Source organism: Alishewanella sp. HL-SH06 (assembly GCF_052656265.1).
The window spans coordinates 1,522,243-1,545,676 of the sequence record NZ_CP199752.1 but is presented as its reverse complement, the minus strand read 5'-3'; the positions used below and the strand labels follow the sequence as shown (position 1 = coordinate 1,545,676).

The following is a 23,434-nucleotide window of genomic DNA, read 5'->3' as shown; positions in this document are numbered from 1 at the left end:
GCTCTCCTTTGAGGCTTTTAAAAGACTTATGGGCTGCAACTCATCTTGGATAAGTAATGCAACTGGCAAACAAGTTGTTAGGTGTAGTTAAACGCTGTGCTGTAAGCCCACCTTGGTGGTGGCGGTGCTTCCGCTAACCCAGCCGCTTAAAATGAGTCTATCCTGCACTACGCAAAACACCAATGGCTGCGCGGCTAGTGCACTTCATTAAAAGACAGTTGGTAGAAATGTGTTTGTACCATAACAACAGCCCTGCTTTTAAGAACGGCGGGTATTTATGGATATTATTTGTGAATTTTTATAAAAAGAGATTAGCGTTTTAAGCGCCGTTTTAAAGATGATTCACCGGAAGAAATCAACATGCAAAGTTTGAACATTCATGGCAAGCATTCGCATTTTGAGGTGTTTAACTTAACCTCAATACAGCAACTGCCATGAATGTTCTCTTAGCATTTTACACTTTAATTAACCCTCAAAATTTTCTTAGCGTTCATTAGGGAAATAATCTCTGAAAATCAAGTTTAGGTTTCAAATTTTGAGCTGATCCGAGCCAATGACTCAGATAACGCCTTAAGCTCACTGGCAATACCATTCACATCACTTTGCACTGTTTTGGAGTTAACAAAAGAGGTAATCATTTTATTCGTATTGCTCACAATTTGTTCGGCCACCATGGTTTGCTCTTCGGTAGCGGTAGCAATCTGCGCATTAAGCAAACTAATTTGTTGAACTTCACCACTTATCTGCTCTATGGAAACACCTGCATCTGCTGCTAAAGTAGCAGAATGCGCTGCGTTTTTTACTGCCTGCTGCATAATGCTAACGGCTTGACTAACATTCTGTGTTAACTCACCCACTACATTTTGCACCTGAATAACCGACTGAGCTGTTTTAGTAGATAAATTACGCACTTCGTCTGCTACAACAGAAAAACCACGGCCATGATCGCCCGCTCGGGCCGCTTCAATGGCAGCGTTTAATGCGAGTAGGTTTGTTTGGTCAGCAATAGCGTTAATGCTACTAAGAATTTGCGTCACATTCTTAGTTTTTTCAGCTAACTCAGTAATTACTGCCTGCGCTTGTGAAATCTCGGTAGAAAGCCCCTCAGAAAAATCTACCGCATGAGTCGTTTTATCAAAGCCGTGCTTCGCTAACTGGCTAGCCTTTTCAGCAGAAATAGCCGCGTCGTTAGCTGATTGACTAATATCTCTAACAGACATTTGCATTTCTGCCATGCTTTGACTGACCGTTTCTGAATCCAAGCTTTGCTCATTTGTCATTAATTGAAGATCTTTCATACCAGAAGCAAGATTACGAGAGCTTTTTGTTAATGGGTCTACCGCATGTGCAAGCTCATTAAAAGAGTCTTGTAACATACTAATAAAGGAATTGAACTCAATAGCAACTTTACCCAGCTCATCATCACTATTTACCGGCAAACGGCTTGCTAAATTTCCTTTACCACTGGCTAATTCGGCTAGAGACGAGCCTAGGGTTTTTGCAGATTGGCTAATTCTGTTGGCAATAATGTGACCTAATCCTGCTGTTAATAAAAGTAAGACTCCACCCAGTAATAAAATGACTTTTAATGAACGTTCTGAGTTGTCAGATACATCAGAAATGGCCTTAGCAAAACGCTGATCAGCTTGTTGCTCGAACTTAAGAAAATCAGCAGACAATGACTCATACAAGCTTGTTTTGGTCTCAACTTGTTTTTTGATTACATCAAAATCTACATCGCCGTCAATAAACCGCTGGGCGATATCAGAGGATAAGTTAGCATAATTGTTGGTTTCTTGAGAAAGCTGCTGCAATGAGTCAGCCCACTCAGGATTTAATGTTTTTAGTCGAACAAGTGTTTCGGAAATTCTTAATTGATTCTGTTTAGCTGTAGCAAGTAAATCGGGATCAGATAGCGTTACAGACTGGGTAAAAAACTCATCTAACGATACAAAATTGGTACGTACTTGCGAAGATAGCTTAGCAGTTTCATACATAAAATCTTGCATCTTCTGGGTCGCATCATTATTTTTAAGGGTAAACAATATACTCACTGTCACTACAGCAGAGAATGCAACAACGGCTAATGCAATCACTAGCCATATTTTGACAATTATTGATAAATTTCTCATAAGGCGACCTCAAAGCCGGCGGTATAACCGCCGGATTTTGATTTTATTTAATAGTATGAACAATTTTTACAGCTGCTGTGGCTTTATCAGCGTTGATGTAACCAATAGCCTTTGGATTAGCAGCAACAAATTCTATTACTTCTGCTTCACTAGCAAGTTCAGCTGGAGGCGTACCTTTTCCTGTAAATACCAGTTTTGACCAATGCGCTTTTAATTGAGAGGATGAGCGACCAACGCCCTTTTCATCAAAATCTGAACGAAGCGCTGAAGACTCGGCTAAATTAACGGCAACAAATGCATTCGAGCGCCCTGTATAAATTCGAACAACTTCCTCCGCATCAACACTCGTATTGTTTGCAGGATTTACGATAACGGCAATATTTGCTGCTGCAGAAAAAGAGAAAGCAACCAACGTGCCTAATAGCATTTTGTTTAACATAACAACTCCTTAAAATACTAAATCAACGCCAAGGGCAATTAAACCAATACGGTCACCAGTGGAATCGTTCTTTTCAGAAGAATATTGCACTTTAAATGCAGCAGATGGGTGAAAATCATAACGAGCACCAAGGTTCCATGTTTTTGCACTTCGCTCTTGTGAACGCACAATACCTTGCACCGGTACAAACAACTGTGCGGGTAACACAGCTTGGAACGGTGTGAAAATATTATCGCGGCTTTCGTTATCTTCAACCTCATAAGATATATAAGGAGTTAGGTTGTTAAAACGTTTACCCAATGAAACATAAAAATTGTTTTGTTCAGCAATAAAACTATTATCTACTGTCACTTGAGTGATTTCACTGACTAAAACCCAGTCGCCATTGTCGTAAGTTAAACCCAAACCTAAAAAAAGAACCCGTCTCGTCTTGAATGTCAATGTCACTGACTAAAGTATTTAAACCAAGACCATTCAAGGTATTAAGCAAGCCACCAATGGTAAGCGTTGGCGAGAGTGACGCAGACTCTGCATCAATAGTCACTTTACCTCTTAAATAAGCAACACGGCCGCTTAAGTTGCCGTTTGAAAGCTCCCAAGTTAAACCAAGGATATTTTTGATTTCAGCATCTACTTCAAAACCACTAACCGTTGTCTCTCCGTCGTAAGAACCGGCGACGGCCTGTAAAGTAGAATCTAAACCGCCAATTTGGGCTGTTCGATAAAAAGAAACACCTTCAATGTTATCAAAACCAAGACCATAAACACCTTGAGGAACGCGCAACCAGTCCTAAGCATAAGCCACATCTTTAAAATCAGAATACTTGTAAAATGGCGTTCTTAATCTACCCGCATTGATCCGCATATTCTCAGATAATTCGTAAGTAATAAAAGCCCACTCAAATCCGACATCAAAGTCTTTACTGCCACGGCCAATTAATTGCCCAGTTACAGACAATTTTTCACCTAAATCTGATTTAACCTGCAGTGCAAATAAACTCTCATTTTTTAAATCAAAGTTATTATCATAGCCATAAAGCTGCTGATCGCTTTCCGTTGTCATACCACCTTTAATAGATGCGAAACCGTTAATAGCTACATCGGCAAATGCTGCGGGTGCACTTAAACACCCTAATAATGCTAAAGATAAAGCTGTTTTTTTCATATGTCCCTCTTTAGAGCTAACTGGTTATAAAGCCGCTACTGTCGTTACTGTCGTTACTGCAATCGTTTTTAAGATATTAGCATGTTATTTTTATTTAAAAAAAACTCTGGTTCATTCTTCTCAACATTAATTTTATGCCTTGTAAGCTAAACTACATAATGTCAAACAACAACCTGGTGGTGATAGCGTGATTGAACATCACTAACACAACGATGGACTGGTAAAAAGACCGCACCTCTTGTTAGCGGTTAGTCAATACATCATGAAAATGCGTTAACATTATAACTTTATTAATACTAAGCTGGCTGTTGAACAATTTTTGGCCATACTGGTCAACAGATACGGCACAGATACCAGCAAAAAATTTGTTTAAGCGGCTTTGCAAGCCGATTTTTTATACAATAAAATCAATCGTGATGTCGTTATTATCCACAGTTTTTTTGTGAAATTAAGGCCTTTAGCTTTTACTTAACAAGCTCAGAGCGCTTTAATTGAGTAATCATGCTTATTAAAGAATACGATGTAAAAGTCACAAATCCACAACACATTGATCATAGTAGTTCAATTTTGAACTATCTTTAAATGGATACGAAGAACCATTAAATTCCTGGTTAGAAACGGATCAGCTAAAAACCAATGCAAAGGCGCTAAAAATTACAAACTGACTATAGCCACATACGTTAGTTTTGCAAACAAAGCTATCACAGACATGAGACCTTTTATCGTCTTGTAAAAGTGGAAAGTTGAAAGTTGAAAGTAACATTGCGGCATTCTTCAAATACCTTGGAAAGGGCACGAATTGAACACTCAATATTCCCAACTTGAATTGTTACGCTGCTTAAACTTAGCCGTTGTAGTCCACGCTCCAGATACTCGAATTATTTATAGCAATATTCTCGCGTGCGAATTGCTCGGTTTAACTGAAGAACAAATGCAAGGCAAGAAAGGGATTGATCCGGCTTGGAACTTCATCACAGAACAAGGCATCGTTATGCCATTGGCTGACTATCCTGTGAATCGCATAATTTCCTCGCGCCAGCGTTTAAAAAACCTTGTAGTAGGTATAGTAAGCCCTCACCTGATAGAACCCAATTGGGTGTCTGTTGATGGTTTTCCTGAATTTGATCTTAACGGTGAATTAACCCAAATCATCATCAACTTTTATGACGTGACTAATCTGAAAAAAGCACAAGAACAATTAAGGCAAAGTGAAGAGTTATTACGTTTATCATCTGAGTTAGCGAATGTTGCCGCTTGGGAGAGGGATCTTGTCACTGGAACAATGACACGTTCGAGCAACCACGATAAATTATATGGTCTCTCAGAGTTAGGAACATACGATATCGATAATTTTATCAACGCTACCCACCCTGAAGATCGTGAGAAATTTACCCTCTTCATCGACAATGCAATAGCGCAAGGAGGCGCTGATCAGTATAAATTTGATTTTAGAATACATTATCCTGACCAGTCTATTCATTGGTTAAACGTCGTAGGCCAAGTTATTGCGCGTGATGAAAATGGCGTTGGTACAAAATTGAGGGGGTTTATTACTGATATCACTGACCGAAAACAAGCTGAATTAGCAGTACAAAAAAGCCAAAAACTTCTTGCCGAAACCGAACAGATCGGCAAAGTTGGTGGATGGGAGTTTAACATTGATTCGGGTAAACAGACATGGACTGAAGAGGTTTTCCATATCCATGAACTGGATCCTGATTCAGATCCATCAATAGCAATTGGAATTAATTTCTATACTCCAACATCCAAGCCGATTATTGCACTGGCCGTAGATCGAATTATCAAGTATGGCGAACAATTTGATCTAGAACTGGAGATCATCACCGCAAAAGGCAATCTTCGCAATGTGCATGCCATTGGCAGAGCTGACTTTGAAAACCGCAGAGTCTATGGTTTCTTTCAAGATATCACCGATCGGAAACAAGCAGAAGTTCAACTACGGATCGCTGCAACCGCCTTTGAGTCACAACAAGGTATGATGGTAACAGATATCAATAAATCCATTATCAGTGTCAATAAAGCATTTACCAAAATTACCGGTTATTCTCCTGAGCAAGCCATAGGCCAAACACCAAGTCTGCTCCAATCAGGTCGACACGAAGCTGACTTTTATCAATCTTTGTGGGCAAGTGTTGAAGCTGATGGTTCATGGCAAGGTGAAATTTGGAATAGACGCCAAAACGGCGAGATCTATCCAGAAATACTGAGTATTACGGCGGTTAAAAATGACGAAGGCCAAACCAGCCACTACGTAGGCGTTTTTTCGGACATCTCAGCACGTAAAGCCATCGAAGAAAAGGTCGAACACCTTGCGTTTTACGACTCACTAACCGGTTTGCCGAATCGTCTATTGTTGATTGATCGTATGCAGCAAGCCCTTTCTTCAAGTGTTCGCAGTGGCGCTCAAACAGCTTTACTCTTTGTGGATCTCGACGAGTTTAAAAATATCAACGACACTGCAGGCCATCCCATCGGTGATAAACTGCTTCAGATGGTTGCCAAGCGTCTTGAATCATCAGTACGTGAGGGCGACACCATTGCCAGATGGGGTGGTGACGAATTTGTCGTATTGCTTGAAGGTTTAAATTCTTCCACTGAAGAAGCCGCCAGCCAGGCAGCTTCCATCGGAGAAAAGATTCTCTCTTTGCTGGCTCAAAATTATCGGTTGGATGGTTTTGAGCATCAATGCACCGCAAGCATTGGAGTCACTTTAGTCGATACAAAAAACCTTCAAAACATTGATAATTGCTTGCAGCAAGCAGACCTTGCTATGTATCAAGCCAAAGGGGCAGGCAAGAATACTTTGCGTTTCTTTGAGCCACAAATGCAAGCAAGCATGTCGGCACGCGTTGCCCTTCAAACCGACTTACGTCAAGCTATTTACCTACAACAATTTTCTTTACATTATCAGGCTCAGGTCGCTGAAGGTATTGGCATTGTCGGTGTTGAGGCGCTCATCCGATGGACGCATCCTGAGCACGGTTTTATCCCTCCCGCAAACTTTATTCACATCGCTGAGGAAACGGGTTTGATCCTTCCTATTGGAAGCTGGGTATTAGAAACGGCATGCTCTCAACTGGCAAGCTGGGCCAACATTCCTGTAATGGCCGATTTGAGCATTTCTGTCAATGTCAGCGCACGTCAGTTCATGCAAGTCGATTGGGTCGATCAAGTGTTAGCGATCATTAAAAACACAGGGGCTAATCCGAACCTCCTTAAGCTTGAACTTACGGAGAGCATGCTTGCTCAAAATACCGAGGACATCATTAGCAAAATGACTCTGCTAAAAGCTCATGGTATAGGTTTTTCATTAGACGACTTTGGTACTGGCTATTCCTCGCTATCGTATTTGAAGCTTCTCCCGATGGACCAGCTGAAAATTGACAGCAGTTTTGTTAGAGATATCTTAATCGATCCTAACGACTCAGCGATCGCACAGATGGTGATTGGTTTAGCCAAGAATTTAGGGTTAACCGTGATTGCCGAAGGCGTCGAGACCGAAGCTCAGCGCCATGCACTGTCAAAACTTGGGTGTTATGAGTATCAGGGATATCTTTATAGTAAACCGCTACCGCTAAGGGAGTTTGAAGCATTCTTGAACCATTTTGAAAAAAACGTATCACCAGAATGATGTTAAGAAATCGATGCCTCACACTTTAATAAGTGAATAAGTGAATAAGTGAATAAGTGAATAAGTGAATAAGTGAATAAGTGAAAAAACGATAAGATCCTAGGTTAAACTGAACCGTCACATTAAACTCTTGTCTAGAGCCTGCTTATTGTGGCTGCGAATTAGGCTTTTGCTTGTTTCGTTTATTGCGTAATATCTTACCAACACTTACTTTATTGGCTTAGATATATTAGGCTATTACTTAAATAGTGTTGGCATTTATTGGCTATCTAGCTAGAAAGGTTGTCTAGCCCTACCCAATAATCTTGAGTAAAAATGGATCACCGTCATTACCTATGAACCGCTGCCAAATGCTCATAAGAGCAACTTTATTCTTTGTATTGTGTTTGTGCTCAATGCTTGCAACAGCAGATACCGCACTTACTGACACTGAAATTGCACTTGTGAATGAGCGTTTATTTTTACTTGATGACCCAAAGTCCAGCTTAACGCCGCAGCAAGCCTTTGCCGCATACAAACGCAATGAGTTTACTCAAAATACTCAAAATAAAGTGAGTTTCGGTTTTACCCAAAGCACAATTTGGGCGGTACTACCTGTTGAAAATGTGACAGATGCACCTTTGCACGGCGTTATAAAGATTGATAATGCCTGGTTAGATAATATTGATCTGTATTTTTTTACTGCCGACCAATTAACTTACCAGGTATCTACAGGCGATAACGTGCCTTTCTATGATCGCTCACGCCAAGATCGCATGCCGTCGGTTGCACATAAATTTCCGCTGGGCACGTCTCATGTGCTTTTTCGAATTAACTCTGAAGACCCTCTTACCATTCCTATCTACATGGGCAGCGAAATGGCAATGGCCAAGGCCTTAACCAAAAATGCTTATGTTTATGGTGTTCTGTATGGTGGCTTACTGATATTGCTGATATACAACTTAGCGTTGTACTTTTACTTAAAAGAAATTAAGTACTTACTTTACCCCATCTACCTGTTTGCCTTTACTGCATTTAATTTCACTTATACCGGACATGGTTTTTGGCTGCTTTGGTCTGGATCGGTCAGCCTGCAGCAGTGGTTAATGCCAAGCCTCATGTTTTGCTATTTGATCTCAGCAGTCATGTTTACTATTGGCTTTTTGAATACACGGACTTGTTTACCCGCCTTGTATACCTACAGGCAGCGCATCTATGCCAGTTTAATAGCCATAGCGGCTCTGATATTTTTGTCTGGTGATCGCGCGTTTATCATCATGAGCCAGTTAATTATGCTAACCATCCTATCGGTTTGGATGCTCGTGATTGGATGCCTGGCTTTCAAAAATAACGATCCGCTAGCCAAGTTTTTTATTCCCGCAATCATTATGGGAACCGGCGGCGCAACCATTTCTAGTTTTGCCACTTGGGGCATTATTCCTTATTCGCAATGGGCGTTTCGAGGGATAGAAATAGGCATGCTATTAGAGATGTCACTGTTGTCTATATCTCTTGGGTTTAATTTTAAGTTAGCGCAAAAGGCTCGAATAATCGCAGAAAGCAATGCCCTGCATGATCCGCTCACCAACTTGTATAACCGCCGGGCATTTTCTAAGCTTGTTTACCCAAGTTGGGAGTTGGGTAAAAGGCACAATATTCCAATATCCATCATGTTGATGGATTTAGATTGGTTTAAACGAATTAATGACCAATTTGGTCATACCGCAGGTGACAGCGTGCTAAAAGCGGTAGCTAAAGAAATTAAAAGTCGTCTACGTGAATCTGATATTCCATTACGCTGGGGAGGCGAAGAATTTTTAATATTTTTACCCAATACCAACAGTGAGCAGGCGCAACAACTCGCAAAAGTTCTGCGAGCACAAATTGAAAAAATTGACCTAAATAAAATAGGCAATGTGACGATGAGTATTGGTGTGGTAAGTGCCACTCCAAATCAAATTGATCTGGATAAATTAATTATTTTGGCTGATAAGGCACTCTATTCGGCCAAGGAGAAAGGCAGAAATACCGTGGTTGTAACAAGTTACAACACGCCTGTTGCCGACTAGCCGCACTTTGCATCAAATCATGATGCTGTAAAGGTCATCTCTTCAACTGGGTTAAATCAAGCCCCTTAATGACACAACTATTAGTATTTACGAAATGGTTAAAAGAGTTAGTTAAAAATACCACGAGTAAAGACAGGTTTCTCTAAATCATAAAGCTGGCCTATTAAGCATAAAAAAATAAACCGCGGCCTTGTAGCAGCGGTTTATGTAATGGCTCGATGCAGAAAAAGTGTGCCTTAGAACTAAGATTGCGTCAGCAAATCCGAATACTTAGGCAGATACTTTATCTAACTCGGCTTTTAAGTAATGTGCCAGTTCAAGCATACCAAATTGCCCCGCTTTGGCCTCAGCGTCTGAATTATAATTGGTGTTAGTATTCACATCATAGGCATAGCTGTTGCCATCCGCATCTTGAATGGCCTCGATACCCGCAACGTCAATGCGATTCGCTTTTAAAAAAGCTTCATACTGCTCAATAAAGGCGGGGCGATAATCTTGTAGTATTTCAAATTTCGCTTTGGGCTGTGCCGGTTTTTCATCTGTTGGGCAGAACATGTCACCTATTGAACAGGCATCGGCTGGGCAAAGCTCGAACCCTTCTGAGGTATCCACTTTCACAGCATACAAAAACTTACCACCAATAAACTCATGTCGGATGATAAAGGGCTCGGTTGCTTTAATATATTGCTGAATAAGGGTAATGCCATCCACCGGCGCATCAAAGTAAGGACCATCAAGATACTCTTGCAGTGCCTGTACCGAGTGAAATAATTGTACACCTTGCCCCTTGCCCGCACGGTTATGCTTGGTGATAAATGAGCCCATGCCTAACGAGTTTGCAGCGGCGATGATGTGTTTTTTGCCTACGGCAGCAATAGTTTTTGGCGTGGCGATACCGGCTTTTTCTAAAGCCAAGTATTGATGTACTTTACTGATCTCTAAACGCAATGCGTTACTGCCGTTGATCACTTTACGGCCATGAAATTCCAGCCAAGCGATTACTGCGCCAGCCAGTTCTGGGGCAAACCTGTGATCACGGGTATGAGAAGAAGCACTCATACGATTATAAAAAACACCCTCGGGTGGCTCACTGGCTAAATCGATGATGCCCTCATCTAAATGCCATAGCTCATAAGGGTAATGCAATTCATCGAGTCGATTTTGTAAATGCACGGTCCAATCATTGTTTTCATGTAACACGTAAATCTTGCTCATGCTATGTTGCCCTTGATGACTCATTTAGGATTGTTGGGTTTGTTGCCTTTAGCTGAAAGATAACGCTTCAGTGATCTGTAATGCTTTAACACTAAATAACAGATGGCCCAATCAGCTTGAATCGGTACCTTGTTACGCCAAAGGCGATTTATCAGCGATGTCGTTGCATTGCTCAAGAATAAAGCCAATTTCAGTGACAGAAAAGCCCTCAAATTCGAGGGCTCACATTATTACCGATAACGACAAAAAGACAAATAACCCTTTTTGTATTGTTGTCAGTAAACCTTTTTTATTAGGCATCAAAGGGGTGAATGTACTCACACTTCTTTTATTTTTAAATAAGTCATTAACAACATGTCGCACCATGGAATACTGCGACATAACTGACAAGTCAGTTCTGAGCTAGCAGGCGTCAATGGCCTATTTTCAAACATGAAGAACTCCCAACAACATTTAAGCTAATAAATTAATATGCTTCATGCCAAACACTTAAAACATGAATCTTACCAACTTTGGATTTTAATAAATCACGTTTTGCCATATAAAAATTGTTATTTTGAAGCTGATGTTTTGTATGAGTAAGTTTTCAGCTCAACTTCCGCTTGTTGACAATCAGCATGCTTGGCACTAATAGGTAATAACATCCAGTGACGTCGATGTGCGAAACCGACATCCAGCGCCTGTGCAACATCAAAGCAACTATTTTCGAGCAAGTTTTCTTCAATTAATACATACTGATGCTCATTTTGCTGCCAATGATAAGCGGCCATTAATTGCTGATCATTAGGCGTATGCGCTCCAAAATGATACATAGCATAAGGTGAAAATAAGAAAAATTGTTCTGAAAAATTAACTAAAGCGATTTGTGGCTGGGTTTCTTGTCGTGCCGCAAATTGCAGCTGTACTTGATCATAAATTGAGATCGGTGTGCTGGCGTTATTTCTGAGTTGATAACCATAGGTACTATAGGATAACCACAACACGCTAAAAAATACCGGCCAAGCAAGCCATTTGTAGCTTCTATTTAGCAGTAAAGTTACTATACCGATAACACCAATAAGCAAAAATAAATACCAAGGTTCTATCTCAATTTTCAGCGCTAATTTGCTTACGGCCTTTACATCGGCTAAGCCTAAAATCGCCAACAAAGTAAAAAGCAAACTTAAACCTAGTGTAAAAACAAATAAGCTATTTTTAAGTAATTTTTTCGATAAAAGCTCTTTGTAATAAGGGGCAATAGCAATAACGAGCATAGGCAATGCTGGCAAAATATACACACCTCGCTTACCAGAACTGGCACTGAAAAACGCAATGACTAATAACACATACCCTAAAGGCAGAAGAATACGGCCGTCATATTGCTTTACTGCGGCTAGCCAAGGTTTAATTAACCAAGGCACGGTGAGAATGGCAGGTAACCAAAATACCGGTATCACTGAGGTAATGAAATACCACGCAGGCTTTACATGATGCCAAGCATCGGCATAACGGGTCACCGTTTGCTTTAATAAAATATTATCGCGGTATATTTCATAAGCATTGTTATCAGCTTGTGCAACCAACAATAGCATCGGAATAAACCATAAACTAATCGCCGCTAACATAAAAACTGGCCCAGTGAACCAGGTCCAGAGCGGGTGTTGCACAACTCGCTGCGAGCGTTCTGTGTTTCGCGCATACCAAATATATGGCAGCAGCATAAATACGGGTAAAAACCCGACACCTTTGGTGATAACACCAATACCCATAAAAAACCACGCAAGCGCATACCATTTAAATTGACCATCGACTAAGCAATACCTTAAAAGTCCATAGCAACCTAGGGTGATCCAAGCACAAACCATGGCGTCAATCTGCGCGGTTTTTGCTTGCAACAAAAACTGAAGACTAAATAACAATAGCCAGCCTGCTACCAGAGCCGATTTTTTGTCCCATAGCCGTTTTGTAATGTCATACACTAATACCAACGTTAACATCCCCGCCAAGGCACTAGGCAATAGAAAAGACCAGCGCATTGAACCCGTTAGCCAATAAAAAAAGGCAATCGTCCACATAAAAATGGGGGGTTTATCGGGATAAAGTTCTTCGGCACGGGCAGGAAAAAACCATTGGCCCGTTTCAACCATCTCTTTTGCAATAAAAGCAAATCTAGGTTCATCCGCAGGCCAGGGATCACGCAGCCCCATACCGGAAAAAATAAGTACTGCCGCCACAAAAAATAATAGCCAGCTAGTCGCACCAGCTTGTTGCAGAAACGCTGGAAGATAAGTTGGTTTAAGGGTATTCATAACTCTTCCTTGGCACTAGGCTTGAGTGCGTTATTATCGCTACTGCTGAATTCAACGGCGCTGCGTTTGTATCGTTTATAAAGATGAATGCTGAGAACACTTGAAATTGCTAACATCACAATACTGACAGCAATTTTCCAATCAGAACCGATTAATATCCCTTTACCAAGTAAAGCAAAAACAATCATTTGCGGCAGATATCCTATCGCAGACCCAATAAAAAAAGCGCGTGCATTTATCCGTGAGGCGCCCGCAAGCAAGTTAGTAATAAGATTACTGCCAATGGGTAATAACCTTATAATGATCGTTTTACGCGTAGGTTGTGCAGCTAAGAAACCAGCAATTGCTGCTGTTTGGCGGGCAAATCGCTTAACAATTAACGGTGATATGGCATATTTAGAAATATAAAACACCAACGAACATCCGAGAACAGCTGCCAAAGTTGCAATTAAGGTTCCCCACACAAAGCCAAATGCATATCCGCCAAGAAAAGCCACTAGCTGTCTTGGAAAGCCGCATGCCGTTAGCACTGCACCAATGACTAGAAAGTAGATCAGCCCTTGAATGCCGTTTTCTCTGATATCGCGATCAATCCATTCTTGATTAAACGACGACAAAAAATCAAAATCAGTCAAGATCCAACCGATAACTAAGCACAAAACAAAAGTGGCAATGCTTTGTTTATACCATTTAACGTTAACGTGTTCAGAGTGTGATTGAGTCATTTATAGTGGTAAATAATATGTTGGTTTAAGTCTGTTAATTTTTAGTTGTACAGGTGGTTTCAGTAACATGTACCCTTTTATTGCGTTTTTGCAGCCACATTACACCTAGCATATCGATTAACCCTGCAAACAAACGCCCCCACATACCATATTTTGATTGGCCATGTTGACGATCTCGGTGGCTCACTTCTACTACAACGATGCTACCGCCTAAGCGCTTGATAAGTGCCGGTAAATAACGGTGCATGTGATTAAAGTACGGTAGCTTGTTAAAGGTTGCTTTTGGAAAAACTTTCAACCCACAACCGGTATCAGGAGTATCATCATTTAATAATTTGGCTCTAACACTATTAGCTACTTTTGACTGGAAACGTTTCCAAGAGGTGTCTTTTCGCGCTTTACGGTAGCCAGCAATACAAAAGTCTCGCTCAATGAGTTTAACTTTTTCAGCATGTTGTAATAAGGTTGGGATATCGGCTGGGTTATTTTGCCCATCAGCATCAAGTGTGACAATTAAATCACCACGGGCAAATTGAATACCTGAATAGACGGCTGTGCTTTGGCCAACAGATTTTTGGTGTCTTACCAGTTGTACCTTTGTGGGATAAGCATCATGTAATGCCATAATTTTTGTATAAGTATCATCCGTGCTACCATCGTCGATATAGATGATCTCAAAATCATTTCTATTGGAAAAACAATCAAAAATTTCTAACACCAATGGCGAAATATTATCGGCTTCGTTTTTGGCTGGTATCACAACACTAATACAAATCGTTTCAGGCATCCGTTTCTCGCTTTAAAGGGCCAACTGCTCATCTTGAAACTATAAATAATTATAGACAGCTTTACCTTAAGTTTTCCTTAAGAATTTTTTTAAACAGTTAAATAGCTGAACATCTGAGGTATCTTCTAAAATTATGCAGTTAAAATATTATGTTAGGTGATTTTTTTAAGATTCATGACGTTTCGCCTACTGTGCTACTCAGACTGTTGCGTGAACACACTTAATGATATGAATCTCCACTTTTAAAACTAAGCCTCAAAACAGGTCGAAAAAAACTCAAAAAAGAGCCCGCGCAAAGTGAGCTTTTGATTAACAAAAAACGAATTATTTACTGGGAACATTGATATTCCCAAGAAATAAGTTATTAATGGAACAGTCAAAAGCATCGAACACGGAGTAGTACTGCTGAAACTAAGCTGTGAGCTAGCGCAGGGTTATGGCATTGCTCGGCCCATGCCGAGTGGTGATATTCCAGAATAGAACTCTTGCTGGAAACGAATGATTCTTGGCAAGCTTTTAAAAGTCGAGCAGTTGAACAAACGTGAGCTGTTAAACCAAACATCTCTGACCGCTTATCGCAATTAGCAATTAGCAATTAGCAATTAGCAACACTTAAAGAACGGGTACTTTTAGTGCCATGTATTTTTCGTAAGAGTTGAAAGTGGTCATTGTTAGCAGCTGGGCCCCAAAAAAATCTGATAACAACAATGTGATGAATCATCATTTTTAAATGAGATTAATATCGGCGTTTAACATCGACCCTTAGCAACTAATATCACTATTAATACCTTCCTTGCTATGGGTAATTGCACGAAACATGGGCGGGAGCACCTACGCAGTCAGATGCCCCGCTAACGACTTTGCCATGCAGAACCTTAAAAAGTGCTGTTTAGTCTTCTTTTTTACGAAAAACGCTACGTGTTTTTGTTGACCAAGATGCATCTGTGACTTTATATGTTTTTATTTTACCTAAAAGCTTATCGCCAAGTTTTACCATATCGTGACCAAGTGCATTAGAATCCTCAGTTATTGAATAAGAATCAGCAAAACTGATATTCATTTGTTGATAATTCTGCGTAACTTGTTCAATGCTTAGTTTTTGACGCTGTATTGCCTCCAGGGCAAGATCACGAACATTTAGTACGCACTTTAGCATAACTGATTGACCCCGATCTTCAGCTGTGATCAGATACTGGCTTTTACGCGGAGCCAGTTTATGAACATCGATATTTTTGCAGAGCACTTTTCAGAATTAGAAGACCCAAGGCAAGCCGCTAAGGTCGTTTACCCCTTGTTTGACGTAGTGTTTTTAACGCTTTGCGCAGTCATTGCTGGCTGTGAGGGCTGGGAAGATATTGAAGATTTCGGCGAAAACCGCTTTGACTGGCTGCAAGAACATGGCTTTTTTAAACTGGGTTTGCCGGTACACGACACCATCGCGCGGGTGATGTCACTGCTGGACAGCGAAGCCTTGCAGCGCTGCTTTGCCAGTTGGATGCAGGCTTGTACAGAGCTTACCGATGGTCAGGTGGTCGCAATCGACGGCAAAACGCTTCGCGGCTCCTACAACCGGGAAGACCGCTGCTCTTCTATTCATATGGTTAGCGCCTTTGCCAGCGCCAATGGTGTGGTAATGGGCCAGGTTAAAACGGACGAGAAGAGCAACGAAATTACGGCGATACCTCAGCTACTTAACTTGCTGGAGCTTAAAGGATGCCTGGTCAGTTTGGATGCAATGGGATGCCAGAAAGAGATAGCGCAGCAGATAGTAGATAAAAAAGCTGATTACCTGTTGACGGTTAAAGGCAACCAAGGTCATCTGCACGATGCAGTAAAACAAGTCTTTGCGGGTAAAGCGCATAAAGATAGTGCAGCGCAGTCACTGGAAAAGAACCGTGGGCGTCTAGAGTACCGTGAATTCCAGGTCTGTCCGGCCAGCGAATTACCGGAAAAACTCAAAGCTGCCTGGCCAGCGCTGACAACCTTAGGCATGGCAACGACTTACCGGGTGGAAAAGCACAAGCGTGCGGTGTTAGAGCAACGTTATTTTATCAGCTCAGCCGACCTTACCGCAGAAAGGCTGTCCCAGGCAGTACGCGAGCATTGGTGTATTGAAAACCAGCTGCACTGGGTGCTGGATGTGAGCTTAAGTGAGGATGCGTGCCAGATATACCGTGGTAATGCAGCAGCCAATCTTGCCACGATGCGACACTTCGGCTTGAATATGTTACGCGCTGAGAAGCGAAAAATGAGTATCAGAAGAAAGCAGCGTCAGGCATTGATGAATGAGGCTTATCTTGATGCGGTGTTGGAAGCTGGCATGAGTGTGGTGATTAAATGACCACTCGTAATCTCACCCTGGTATTGCCTCACTGATGAATTCGACACGATTAGAAATATTGTTCATGGCAACAGAAACAGCATCAAGTTGCTGAGAGGCATCTTCCACTTGTGAATTAGAAATATCGGTATTATTTTTACCCAGCTGAAGTAAGGTAACCATGTTCTGCGTCCCGGATTGGATTGCAGTTATCATAGTATTCACCTGAAATGTTGATTGACGCGTTTTTGAGGCTAAAGACCTCACTTCATCTGCAACCACCGCAAACCCTCTTCCAGCCTCGCCGGCTCTTGCCGCTTCAATGGCGGCGTTTAATGCCAGAAGATTTGTCTGCTCTGCAATACTATTAATAACGTCAATAATTAAATTGATATCATCTGTCTCTTTTTTGAGTTGGTCTAATGCTGTTACTGCATGCTCAATATTTATCGACAACTCGCGCATCGTGCTTGACACGTTATTCACAGATTGAATTGTGCTAGAAACCTTGATTTGCCCTTCCTTAGCTGCGCTATTTATCTGCTCTACCTCTTTATCCACTTCTTTAGCAGCACTATTAGTCTCGTTTAAACAATCACTTATTGTAGAAGCTAACTCTTTTTGTTCAAATGTTGCTTCAGACAGTTTCACATTAACAGTATTTAATTCTTGCGACATTGGAACAAGCCGAGCAACAGACTTTAACAACCCAGAAAAGGTCGAATCTATTCGCTCTATAAACAAATTGATCCCTTGTGCTAGCTTTGTTGTCTCTTCTGGGCCGCTAGGAACCAAGCGTAAACTTAAATCATTCTCGCCTTCTGCAATATCATAGACGGTTTTAATCATCGTATTCAGAGGCCTGATTAGAAAGGCTGCAAGAATCCAGCCCAAAAGGCCGCCAACAAGCAAAGCCACTATTGAAGCAATAATAGTGCTTGAGCGCACTTTAGCCTTTAACTGAGCAATGGCAGCAAAGGCTTCTTCTTGGTTAATTTTACTTATAACCGCCCAGTTCAAGTTAATGACATTTAATGGCTTATAGGCAGTTAACACCGCTTGCTCACTAGCATCATTTAACACCATAAAGCCCGTTTCGCCACTAATCGCCGCTCGTGTCGCGTTATTGTCAACGCGCTCAAACCCGATGCTTGAGTCTTTTTGAGCAATTTGTTCAATACTTTCTTGACTTAATCCAGCATTCTTTAGGGTTTTAAGATATTCATCCTTGTTCTCAATGAGTTCACGAGTATTGCTTCGCATCGTGAAATCAGAAGCCAGTAAGAAGGTTTGTCCTGTTTTACCTAAACCCACATTTTGCCAATTTGTATTGTGGGTCATGATACTGTTAATGCGGTTGACCGGCATTTGAAATGTAAGCGTCCGGCCATCACATCTTTTATTTGCTGACTGATCACGCATCATATCTGTCACCGTTTTCAACCGTGAGAGTGATGAATGCCCGTATTAAAACAATCCGATGTACGTAGGGCCTTTTCGCCCGAGTTTAAATGGCAGCTCGTTCAGGAATCCAAAGAACGTGTGTTGTCGGTATCTGAATTGGCGCGCAAATACGATGTAAATACCAACCAGGTGTTTCGCTGGGTGCGAGAAGTTAACGTCGGTAAGGCTTTGTGGGTCAGGCGCGCTAAAGGTGAAGTGGATATGCCAGCTGCCCCCACGCCATTCCTTCCTGTTAGTATCCGGGCGGTTGAGACACAGCAGGCACTACATCAACCTGCCATAACGGTTTCGTTTCGCAGTGGCCATCAACTGGTATTGCACGAGGCAACACCGGGTATGTTGCAGCAATTGGTGGCGGCGTTGTCATGATTACCTTATCCCATGAACTGCGTGTATGGCTGTGTGCCGGTTACACCGATATGCGCAAGGGCTTCGATGGTCTGGCGGCTATGGCGCAGCATGTGCTTCAAAAAGACCCTTTTAGTGGGCATGTGTTTGTGTTTCGAGGGCGGCGTGGGGACCGGATTAAACTGCTATGGTGGGATGGTCAGGGGTTGTGTTTGTTTTACAAGCGCCTGGAGCAAGGGCGGTTCGTGTGGCCCACCGCAAAAACCGGTGTAGTGCACTTAACGCAGGCCGAATTGGCGTTGTTGCTGGAAGGCTTAGACTGGCGCCCGCCTGCCAGAAAAAACACACCAAAAAATGCTGCATAAATGCATTTAATCAATGAGTTAGCTGGCATTTTGTGTTATTATGCGGCGCATGAAAACGATGGCATTTTCCTTACCCAATGACCCAAAACAGTTGCAGGAAATTATCCTTCAACTGCAGTCAACGCTTGCCCAGCAGGATACCGTTATTGCCTCGTTACGCCACCAGTTATCCGTATTAAAACGTGCTCGCTTCGGACGTTCGTCCGAGCATATCGATAAGCAAATTCATCAGTTGGAATTACAGCTTGAAGAGCTTGAGATGCAAACTGCAGCCTTACCAAAGCTAGCCGCACCAGCAAAAGAGAACAAAGCCACGCCCCGTCGGCGCGTCTCTCTGCCTGCACAATTGCCGCGAGAAGAGCTGCGTGTTGAAGCTGCCTGCCAGTGCCCGGCATGTCAGGGCGAATTAACCCATATCGGTGATGATGTTTCTGAAATGCTGGATGTGGTTCCGGCATCTTACCGAGTTATCCGCATTGTGCGGCCAAAGTTCAGCTGCCAGCACTGCGACACCCTGGTACAAGCTCAGGCGCCTGAGCGTGTGATTAAAAAAGGACTGGCCAGTGCTGCATTGCTCACACAGGTGATGGTTGATAAATACCTCGACCATCAACCGCTGTACCGCCAAGCTGAGCGGATGGAACGTGAAGGCATCGACATCGAGCGCTCTACCTTGGCTGACTGGGTAGGACAAACGAGTGCATTACTCACACCACTGGCTAATGCCATCGGTCGCCATGTTAAAGCCAGTTACCACGTACATGCGGATGATACCACCGCACCGACGCTATCACCGGGTAAAGGTCGCACGCAAACAGGTCGTTACTGGACCTATGTCCGCGATGGTCGCCCCTGGGGAGATAGCACACCGCCTGCGGTATGGCTGCAATATAGTGAAGACCGAAGAAGTCTTCATCCTGCGGCGCATTTAAAAGATTACAAAGGCTCACTGCAGGCCGATGCTTATGCCGGTTACAACGAATTATACCAACGGCAAATCACCCAACATGGTTGCTGGGCACACGTGCGGCGTAAGTTCTATGACATCACTCAAAGCGGCCCTTCGCCTTTAGCCGACGAAGCCATTGCCATTATCCAATCCCTCTATGTGATTGAAAAGCAGGTACGCGGCAAACCACCGGATGAACGACAACACATCCGAGCCACACATGCCAAGCCAATCCTTGAGCGCTTCCATGCGTGGTTGCAAACAACCCTACGTACCTTATCGAAAGGCTCGCCGTTATCCAAGGCTATTCATTATGCTCTGAAACAGTGGGAGGCGTTGGTTGCCTATGTGGATAACGGTTATGCTGAAATCGATAACAACAGTGCAGAGCGTTCATTGCGGCCGATTGCCTTGGGTAGGAAAAATTACCTGTTTGCGGGTTCAGTTGCTGGAGGAGAGCGAGCTGCCGTGTTGTACTCAATACTCGGCACCGCTAAACTCAATGGCATCAATCCAAATGACTATCTCACAGCGGTACTCAAACGTATCGGCAATCACCCCATCAACCGTGTCGATGAGTTGTTACCTTGGAATATCGATCTATCCAAACAGTCAGGTGACGCGATTTAAGACACTAAGTGTCCACTAAAGTTAAGTGGACACTTAAATCAGAGCGCTAACCTGTGATCGCCGGACGCTTACTTTGAAATACCAGTACGCCGATCAAATTCCCTTCTTTAAAAATAGGTGATGAAATAAATGATGCTTGGGCGTTGAATGATGGTAAGTAGGGTCTGAAATCGGTTAAAAAAACCTTATCAGGATCTGTTGCTTTTACTGCTTGATTAAATGCCTCGGCTAAGCCTGAATTTGCAAAGGCTCCATTCTTTAAAGAGGTGGCAAAATCGACTTCTTTAAATACAGAATAAACTACATTACCGCTCTGTGGCTCAACAAGAAAATATCGTAAAACTCAAATTCCTGTAGGTATTGACGCAATATGGGATGAAACTTGGCATGAACAGACACATAACTGCTGTTGCTTTCACTTCCTTCATTTAAAGCCTCTTTTTGTCCCATAGGATAAGGATTATTAGCAATATAGTCGTATTGTAAGGCAACGGTAAGATCAGATGCTTTGTTAAGCAAACTTGCCGCATTAGCACTGTTGCCACCATTCAGATCCCTAAAACGTTTATCAAATTTATTGCTATAAAAATCACGCAAAACAGCTTTTTTAGCTAATAATTGCTCAGAAGATAAACTGCCGACATATTCACTGGATGCCTCTGTGAATTGCTGCATTGCTTCGACAAGCATCAAATTAGACGATAAGGTAACAACTTGACCCTCAATTTGATCAAAGTAACGACTAATTCCTTGTGAGGTATTTTCCTGAGGGATCCCCACAAAATTAAGATACATACTATTAGCTCTTTGCCAATTTGATTACCGCCCAGTCCCACTGTGCAACCCAGAGCAAGATTTGTTTAAGTCCTTGCTGATAATTGTGCCTGCATATAGGCATTTTAGGTTCCTTACAAAGCAGTATCCCGAGGAAGTTCAGTGCAAGCACTCGCCGATTTTTTACCGTATTAGCCTGATATCGCAAATGTAAGCCAGCCTTTTCACCCGCCGAACCCATCAGGTAGTGGAACCAATTTGCCAGTGCCGCGAGTAACAGCAATATACCCAAACGTGATTTGATTTTAGTGCCGTGCAGGTCGCTTCCTAAGCCATAACGTGAGCTTTTCTGGTCTCGGAAACTTTCTTCAATTTGCATCCGGCTACTGTAGCACTTGGCGATTTTATCTGCGTAGCCATGGCACTCAGGCAAAGATGACACCAATAACCAAGGTTCTTTGTAAGACTTATTTTTGTCTCGCTTCAATAGCTTATAGCCTTTACCAACTAGAATCGCGCGGGTTTCATAATGTTGCGTCTGAGTCAGCACGATTGCGCCTAAGTGTTTAGGGGTGGCGCGAGCTTTTTTATAAAGCGCATTTACGGTCATAAACTCTGTTTGCTCTGCCAGTTTAAGCTTCACATTACCTCTGACTCTGGCGACATAATGCCAGCCTAATTTGCGCACCTGCTTAAGCCAAGGCACTTTAAAGCCAGCATCGGTGACGATAACAGGCTTACAGTCGCTAGGTAACATGGCCTTGAGTTGCTTTAAAAACGCCCAGTGCAAATGTGGGCAAGTGTAATCTTCTGCCGCCGCCACTTTTTGTAATAGCGTGAGTGCTCTGCCATCAACAGCGATGCTGGCTCGCAAAATAAAATGGCGCTTCGCGGTATCAGCGTTGCTCCAGTCAATCAAAATGAGCGGCTGCGTTTTGCTACTGACAATCAAATGAGTCATTGCCGCATAGATCAGAGGCAGTTCCCGTTGTAAATTGGCATTGCTGAGCAATCTATCCGCGCGCTTAATGCTGACTTTGTCAGATGTGCCTGGCATAGCGCGACCAATCGCTGTGACGGTGCACCGCGCATCTTTGGTCAAAGCTGTTACAGCATCTAAAAACACCGAAAATCGGGTTTTATGCATCGTTTTGGGGGTGACAAATGTGAGGAAATCAGCGAGCATAGTTTTTACATTCATGGTGACCATCCGCGTTTTGTGAGTTTTGGCGAATGATCAGATCGGGAACCACCATGAATGTTCCCTAATCGCCTAACTTTTTATTTTAACTACAGAATTTCTGGGGATACCTCAGTTAAATTAGAGTATTAAGATAGTTTCATTACTTGAATATCCCTCAGGGTCAGAACAAAAATTAAATTGATCGCTATGGCTCAATCCATAAATTGGTAATATTTATAGCCAGATTTGGATCCTTAGCGAATCGGTCAAAAAGCCCCCAGCAACGCTTCAAAAGCGCTACCATCTTGTCTGGTGATGTTTGGTATAAATCGACTGTAACGCTCAAACAGCATTTTGGTTGAGCTGTGGCCAAGTTGTCTGGCAATCCACTCCGGGTTCTCACCCGCAGCAAGCCATAGTGTTGCTGCTGTGTGACGGGTTTCATAAGCCCGACGGTGGGCCAAGCCCAATAATTTTAATGTTGGCGTCCAAATTCTTTTCGTTACGTTTCGATGATCGAGCGGGTTACCCGCGGCATTACAAAACACATATTCTTTGTCAGCTGTTGTTCGTTTTTGTGTCATCAGTGCATCGAATACCGGCTGTGACATATGCACATGGCGGTAGGAATAATTATTCTTCGGTGTTGCTTCAAGGTTATTGACGAGGGTTTCCTGCACCACAATTTGGCGGCGCTCAAAGTCGACAAATTTCCATTTAAGTCCATCGACTTCTGCAGTGCGTAATCCGGAGAAAAACCTAACCGTGTAATATGGCCTGAAATCAGCGCGTACGCCGGCCAAAAAAATACGAACCTCTTGCAATGTAAGAGGGTTGATAAGCGGTTTATCAATTTTTAATGGCTCGATATCAACAAAGGGGTTGTTAAAGTTGTAGCGCTTTGATGCTTCTACCAGGAGTTTGCGTAGTTGCGCCATGATATGATTAAT

At 42.5% G+C, this 23,434-nt stretch carries 20 protein-coding genes and 2 pseudogenes; 7 read left to right on the top strand and 15 right to left on the bottom strand.

The features are described from left to right. Positions 1–521: 521 nt before the first annotated feature. From ACUJFK_RS07205 to ACUJFK_RS07185, 5 genes are read right to left on the bottom strand one after another with little or no spacing between them, the layout of a single operon-like run. Positions 522–2,132, bottom strand: coding sequence for a methyl-accepting chemotaxis protein (locus ACUJFK_RS07205; RefSeq protein WP_445426484.1), 1,611 nt, complete (start codon positions 2,130–2,132; stop codon positions 522–524). 43 nt (positions 2,133–2,175) lie between these two features. Further along, a complete protein-coding gene (locus ACUJFK_RS07200; RefSeq protein ID WP_226750773.1) occupies positions 2,176–2,571 on the bottom strand; it encodes a phosphate ABC transporter substrate-binding protein in 396 nt (131 codons plus the stop codon). A 9-nt stretch (positions 2,572–2,580) separates the two neighbouring features. After that, positions 2,581–2,922 carry a hypothetical protein gene (locus ACUJFK_RS07195; protein WP_445426483.1) on the bottom strand — a complete coding sequence of 114 codons (342 nt, stop codon included), beginning with the start codon at positions 2,920–2,922 and terminating at the stop codon, positions 2,581–2,583. A 10-nt stretch (positions 2,923–2,932) separates the two neighbouring features. Continuing rightward, complete coding sequence (locus tag ACUJFK_RS07190) at positions 2,933–3,355, bottom strand: hypothetical protein (RefSeq protein WP_445426482.1); 423 nt, start codon at positions 3,353–3,355, stop codon at positions 2,933–2,935. A 6-nt stretch (positions 3,356–3,361) separates the two neighbouring features. Continuing rightward, positions 3,362–3,736 (bottom strand): hypothetical protein, encoded by a 375-nt coding sequence (locus ACUJFK_RS07185; protein WP_445426481.1) that lies wholly within the window; start codon positions 3,734–3,736, stop codon positions 3,362–3,364. Between the two features lie 799 nt (positions 3,737–4,535). On the opposite strand from ACUJFK_RS07185, the gene ACUJFK_RS07180 reads away from it, so the two are divergent. Beyond that, positions 4,536–7,388, top strand: a complete 2,853-nt coding sequence (locus ACUJFK_RS07180; RefSeq protein ID WP_445426480.1) for a sensor domain-containing protein — start codon at positions 4,536–4,538, stop codon at positions 7,386–7,388. Between the two features lie 395 nt (positions 7,389–7,783). Then, the gene (locus tag ACUJFK_RS07175) at positions 7,784–9,436 is read left to right on the top strand and encodes a diguanylate cyclase (protein WP_445426479.1); all 1,653 of its coding nucleotides are present in this window, start codon (positions 7,784–7,786) and stop codon (positions 9,434–9,436) included. Positions 9,437–9,706: 270 nt separating this feature from the next. Here the strand turns inward: ACUJFK_RS07175 and ACUJFK_RS07170 are convergent, their stop codons facing one another. The 4 genes from ACUJFK_RS07170 to ACUJFK_RS07155 all read right to left on the bottom strand — a co-directional run bounded on the left by ACUJFK_RS07170 (position 9,707) and on the right by ACUJFK_RS07155 (position 14,451). Beyond that, the gene (locus tag ACUJFK_RS07170) at positions 9,707–10,651 is read right to left on the bottom strand and encodes an ATP-grasp domain-containing protein (protein ID WP_445426478.1); all 945 of its coding nucleotides are present in this window, start codon (positions 10,649–10,651) and stop codon (positions 9,707–9,709) included. A 551-nt stretch (positions 10,652–11,202) separates the two neighbouring features. Continuing rightward, positions 11,203–12,939 (bottom strand): ArnT family glycosyltransferase, encoded by a 1,737-nt coding sequence (locus ACUJFK_RS07165; protein ID WP_445426477.1) that lies wholly within the window; start codon positions 12,937–12,939, stop codon positions 11,203–11,205. Then, positions 12,936–13,574, bottom strand: a complete 639-nt coding sequence (locus ACUJFK_RS07160) for a TVP38/TMEM64 family protein (RefSeq protein ID WP_445426476.1) — start codon at positions 13,572–13,574, stop codon at positions 12,936–12,938. Before ACUJFK_RS07160 ends, ACUJFK_RS07165 begins: the two co-directional genes overlap by 4 nt. 124 nt (positions 13,575–13,698) lie before the next feature. Then, positions 13,699–14,451: a glycosyltransferase family 2 protein gene (locus tag ACUJFK_RS07155; RefSeq protein WP_445426475.1), complete on the bottom strand. Its 753-nt coding sequence runs from the start codon at positions 14,449–14,451 to the stop codon at positions 13,699–13,701. Positions 14,452–14,811: 360 nt separating this feature from the next. Here ACUJFK_RS07155 and ACUJFK_RS07150 point away from each other — a divergent pair. Continuing rightward, a pseudogene (locus tag ACUJFK_RS07150) lies at positions 14,812–14,996 on the top strand (hypothetical protein); the annotation flags it as partial. Between the two features lie 344 nt (positions 14,997–15,340). On the opposite strand, the gene ACUJFK_RS07145 reads toward ACUJFK_RS07150, so the two are convergent. After that, positions 15,341–15,607: a hypothetical protein gene (locus tag ACUJFK_RS07145; RefSeq protein ID WP_445426474.1), complete on the bottom strand. Its 267-nt coding sequence runs from the start codon at positions 15,605–15,607 to the stop codon at positions 15,341–15,343. A gap of 60 nt (positions 15,608–15,667) precedes the next feature. Here ACUJFK_RS07145 and ACUJFK_RS07140 point away from each other — a divergent pair, with 60 nt between their 5' ends. Beyond that, on the top strand, positions 15,668–16,792 hold the full coding sequence (locus ACUJFK_RS07140) for an ISAs1 family transposase (RefSeq protein WP_420934092.1): 1,125 nt from the start codon (positions 15,668–15,670) through the stop codon (positions 16,790–16,792). A gap of 12 nt (positions 16,793–16,804) precedes the next feature. Here ACUJFK_RS07140 and ACUJFK_RS07135 read toward each other — a convergent pair whose 3' ends face one another. After that, positions 16,805–18,196: a methyl-accepting chemotaxis protein gene (locus tag ACUJFK_RS07135; protein ID WP_445426473.1), complete on the bottom strand. Its 1,392-nt coding sequence runs from the start codon at positions 18,194–18,196 to the stop codon at positions 16,805–16,807. Positions 18,197–18,229: 33 nt separating this feature from the next. Between ACUJFK_RS07135 and ACUJFK_RS07130 the strand changes: the two genes are divergently transcribed. From ACUJFK_RS07130 to tnpC, 3 genes are read left to right on the top strand one after another with little or no spacing between them, the layout of a single operon-like run. Beyond that, positions 18,230–18,604 (top strand): transposase, encoded by a 375-nt coding sequence (locus ACUJFK_RS07130; protein WP_445426472.1) that lies wholly within the window; start codon positions 18,230–18,232, stop codon positions 18,602–18,604. Continuing rightward, entirely contained in the window at positions 18,601–18,948 is a 348-nt protein-coding gene (gene tnpB / locus ACUJFK_RS07125) for an IS66 family insertion sequence element accessory protein TnpB (protein ID WP_445426471.1), read from the top strand. The genes ACUJFK_RS07130 and tnpB overlap by 4 nt, the downstream gene beginning before the upstream one ends. 49 nt (positions 18,949–18,997) lie before the next feature. After that, positions 18,998–20,527: an IS66 family transposase gene (gene tnpC, locus ACUJFK_RS07120; protein ID WP_445426470.1), complete on the top strand. Its 1,530-nt coding sequence runs from the start codon at positions 18,998–19,000 to the stop codon at positions 20,525–20,527. Positions 20,528–20,573: 46 nt separating this feature from the next. Here the strand turns inward: tnpC and ACUJFK_RS07115 are convergent. The 4 genes and pseudogenes from ACUJFK_RS07115 to ACUJFK_RS07100 all read right to left on the bottom strand — a co-directional run. Continuing rightward, positions 20,574–20,732: pseudogene (locus ACUJFK_RS07115) on the bottom strand (GAF domain-containing protein); the annotation flags it as partial. A 95-nt stretch (positions 20,733–20,827) separates the two neighbouring features. Continuing rightward, entirely contained in the window at positions 20,828–21,322 is a 495-nt protein-coding gene (locus tag ACUJFK_RS07110; protein WP_445426469.1) for a hypothetical protein, read from the bottom strand. A gap of 4 nt (positions 21,323–21,326) precedes the next feature. Further along, the gene (locus ACUJFK_RS07105) at positions 21,327–22,511 is read right to left on the bottom strand and encodes an IS4 family transposase (RefSeq protein ID WP_445425728.1); all 1,185 of its coding nucleotides are present in this window, start codon (positions 22,509–22,511) and stop codon (positions 21,327–21,329) included. 239 nt (positions 22,512–22,750) lie between these two features. Further along, positions 22,751–23,422: a site-specific integrase gene (locus ACUJFK_RS07100; protein WP_445426175.1), complete on the bottom strand. Its 672-nt coding sequence runs from the start codon at positions 23,420–23,422 to the stop codon at positions 22,751–22,753. Positions 23,423–23,434 lie beyond the last annotated feature (12 nt).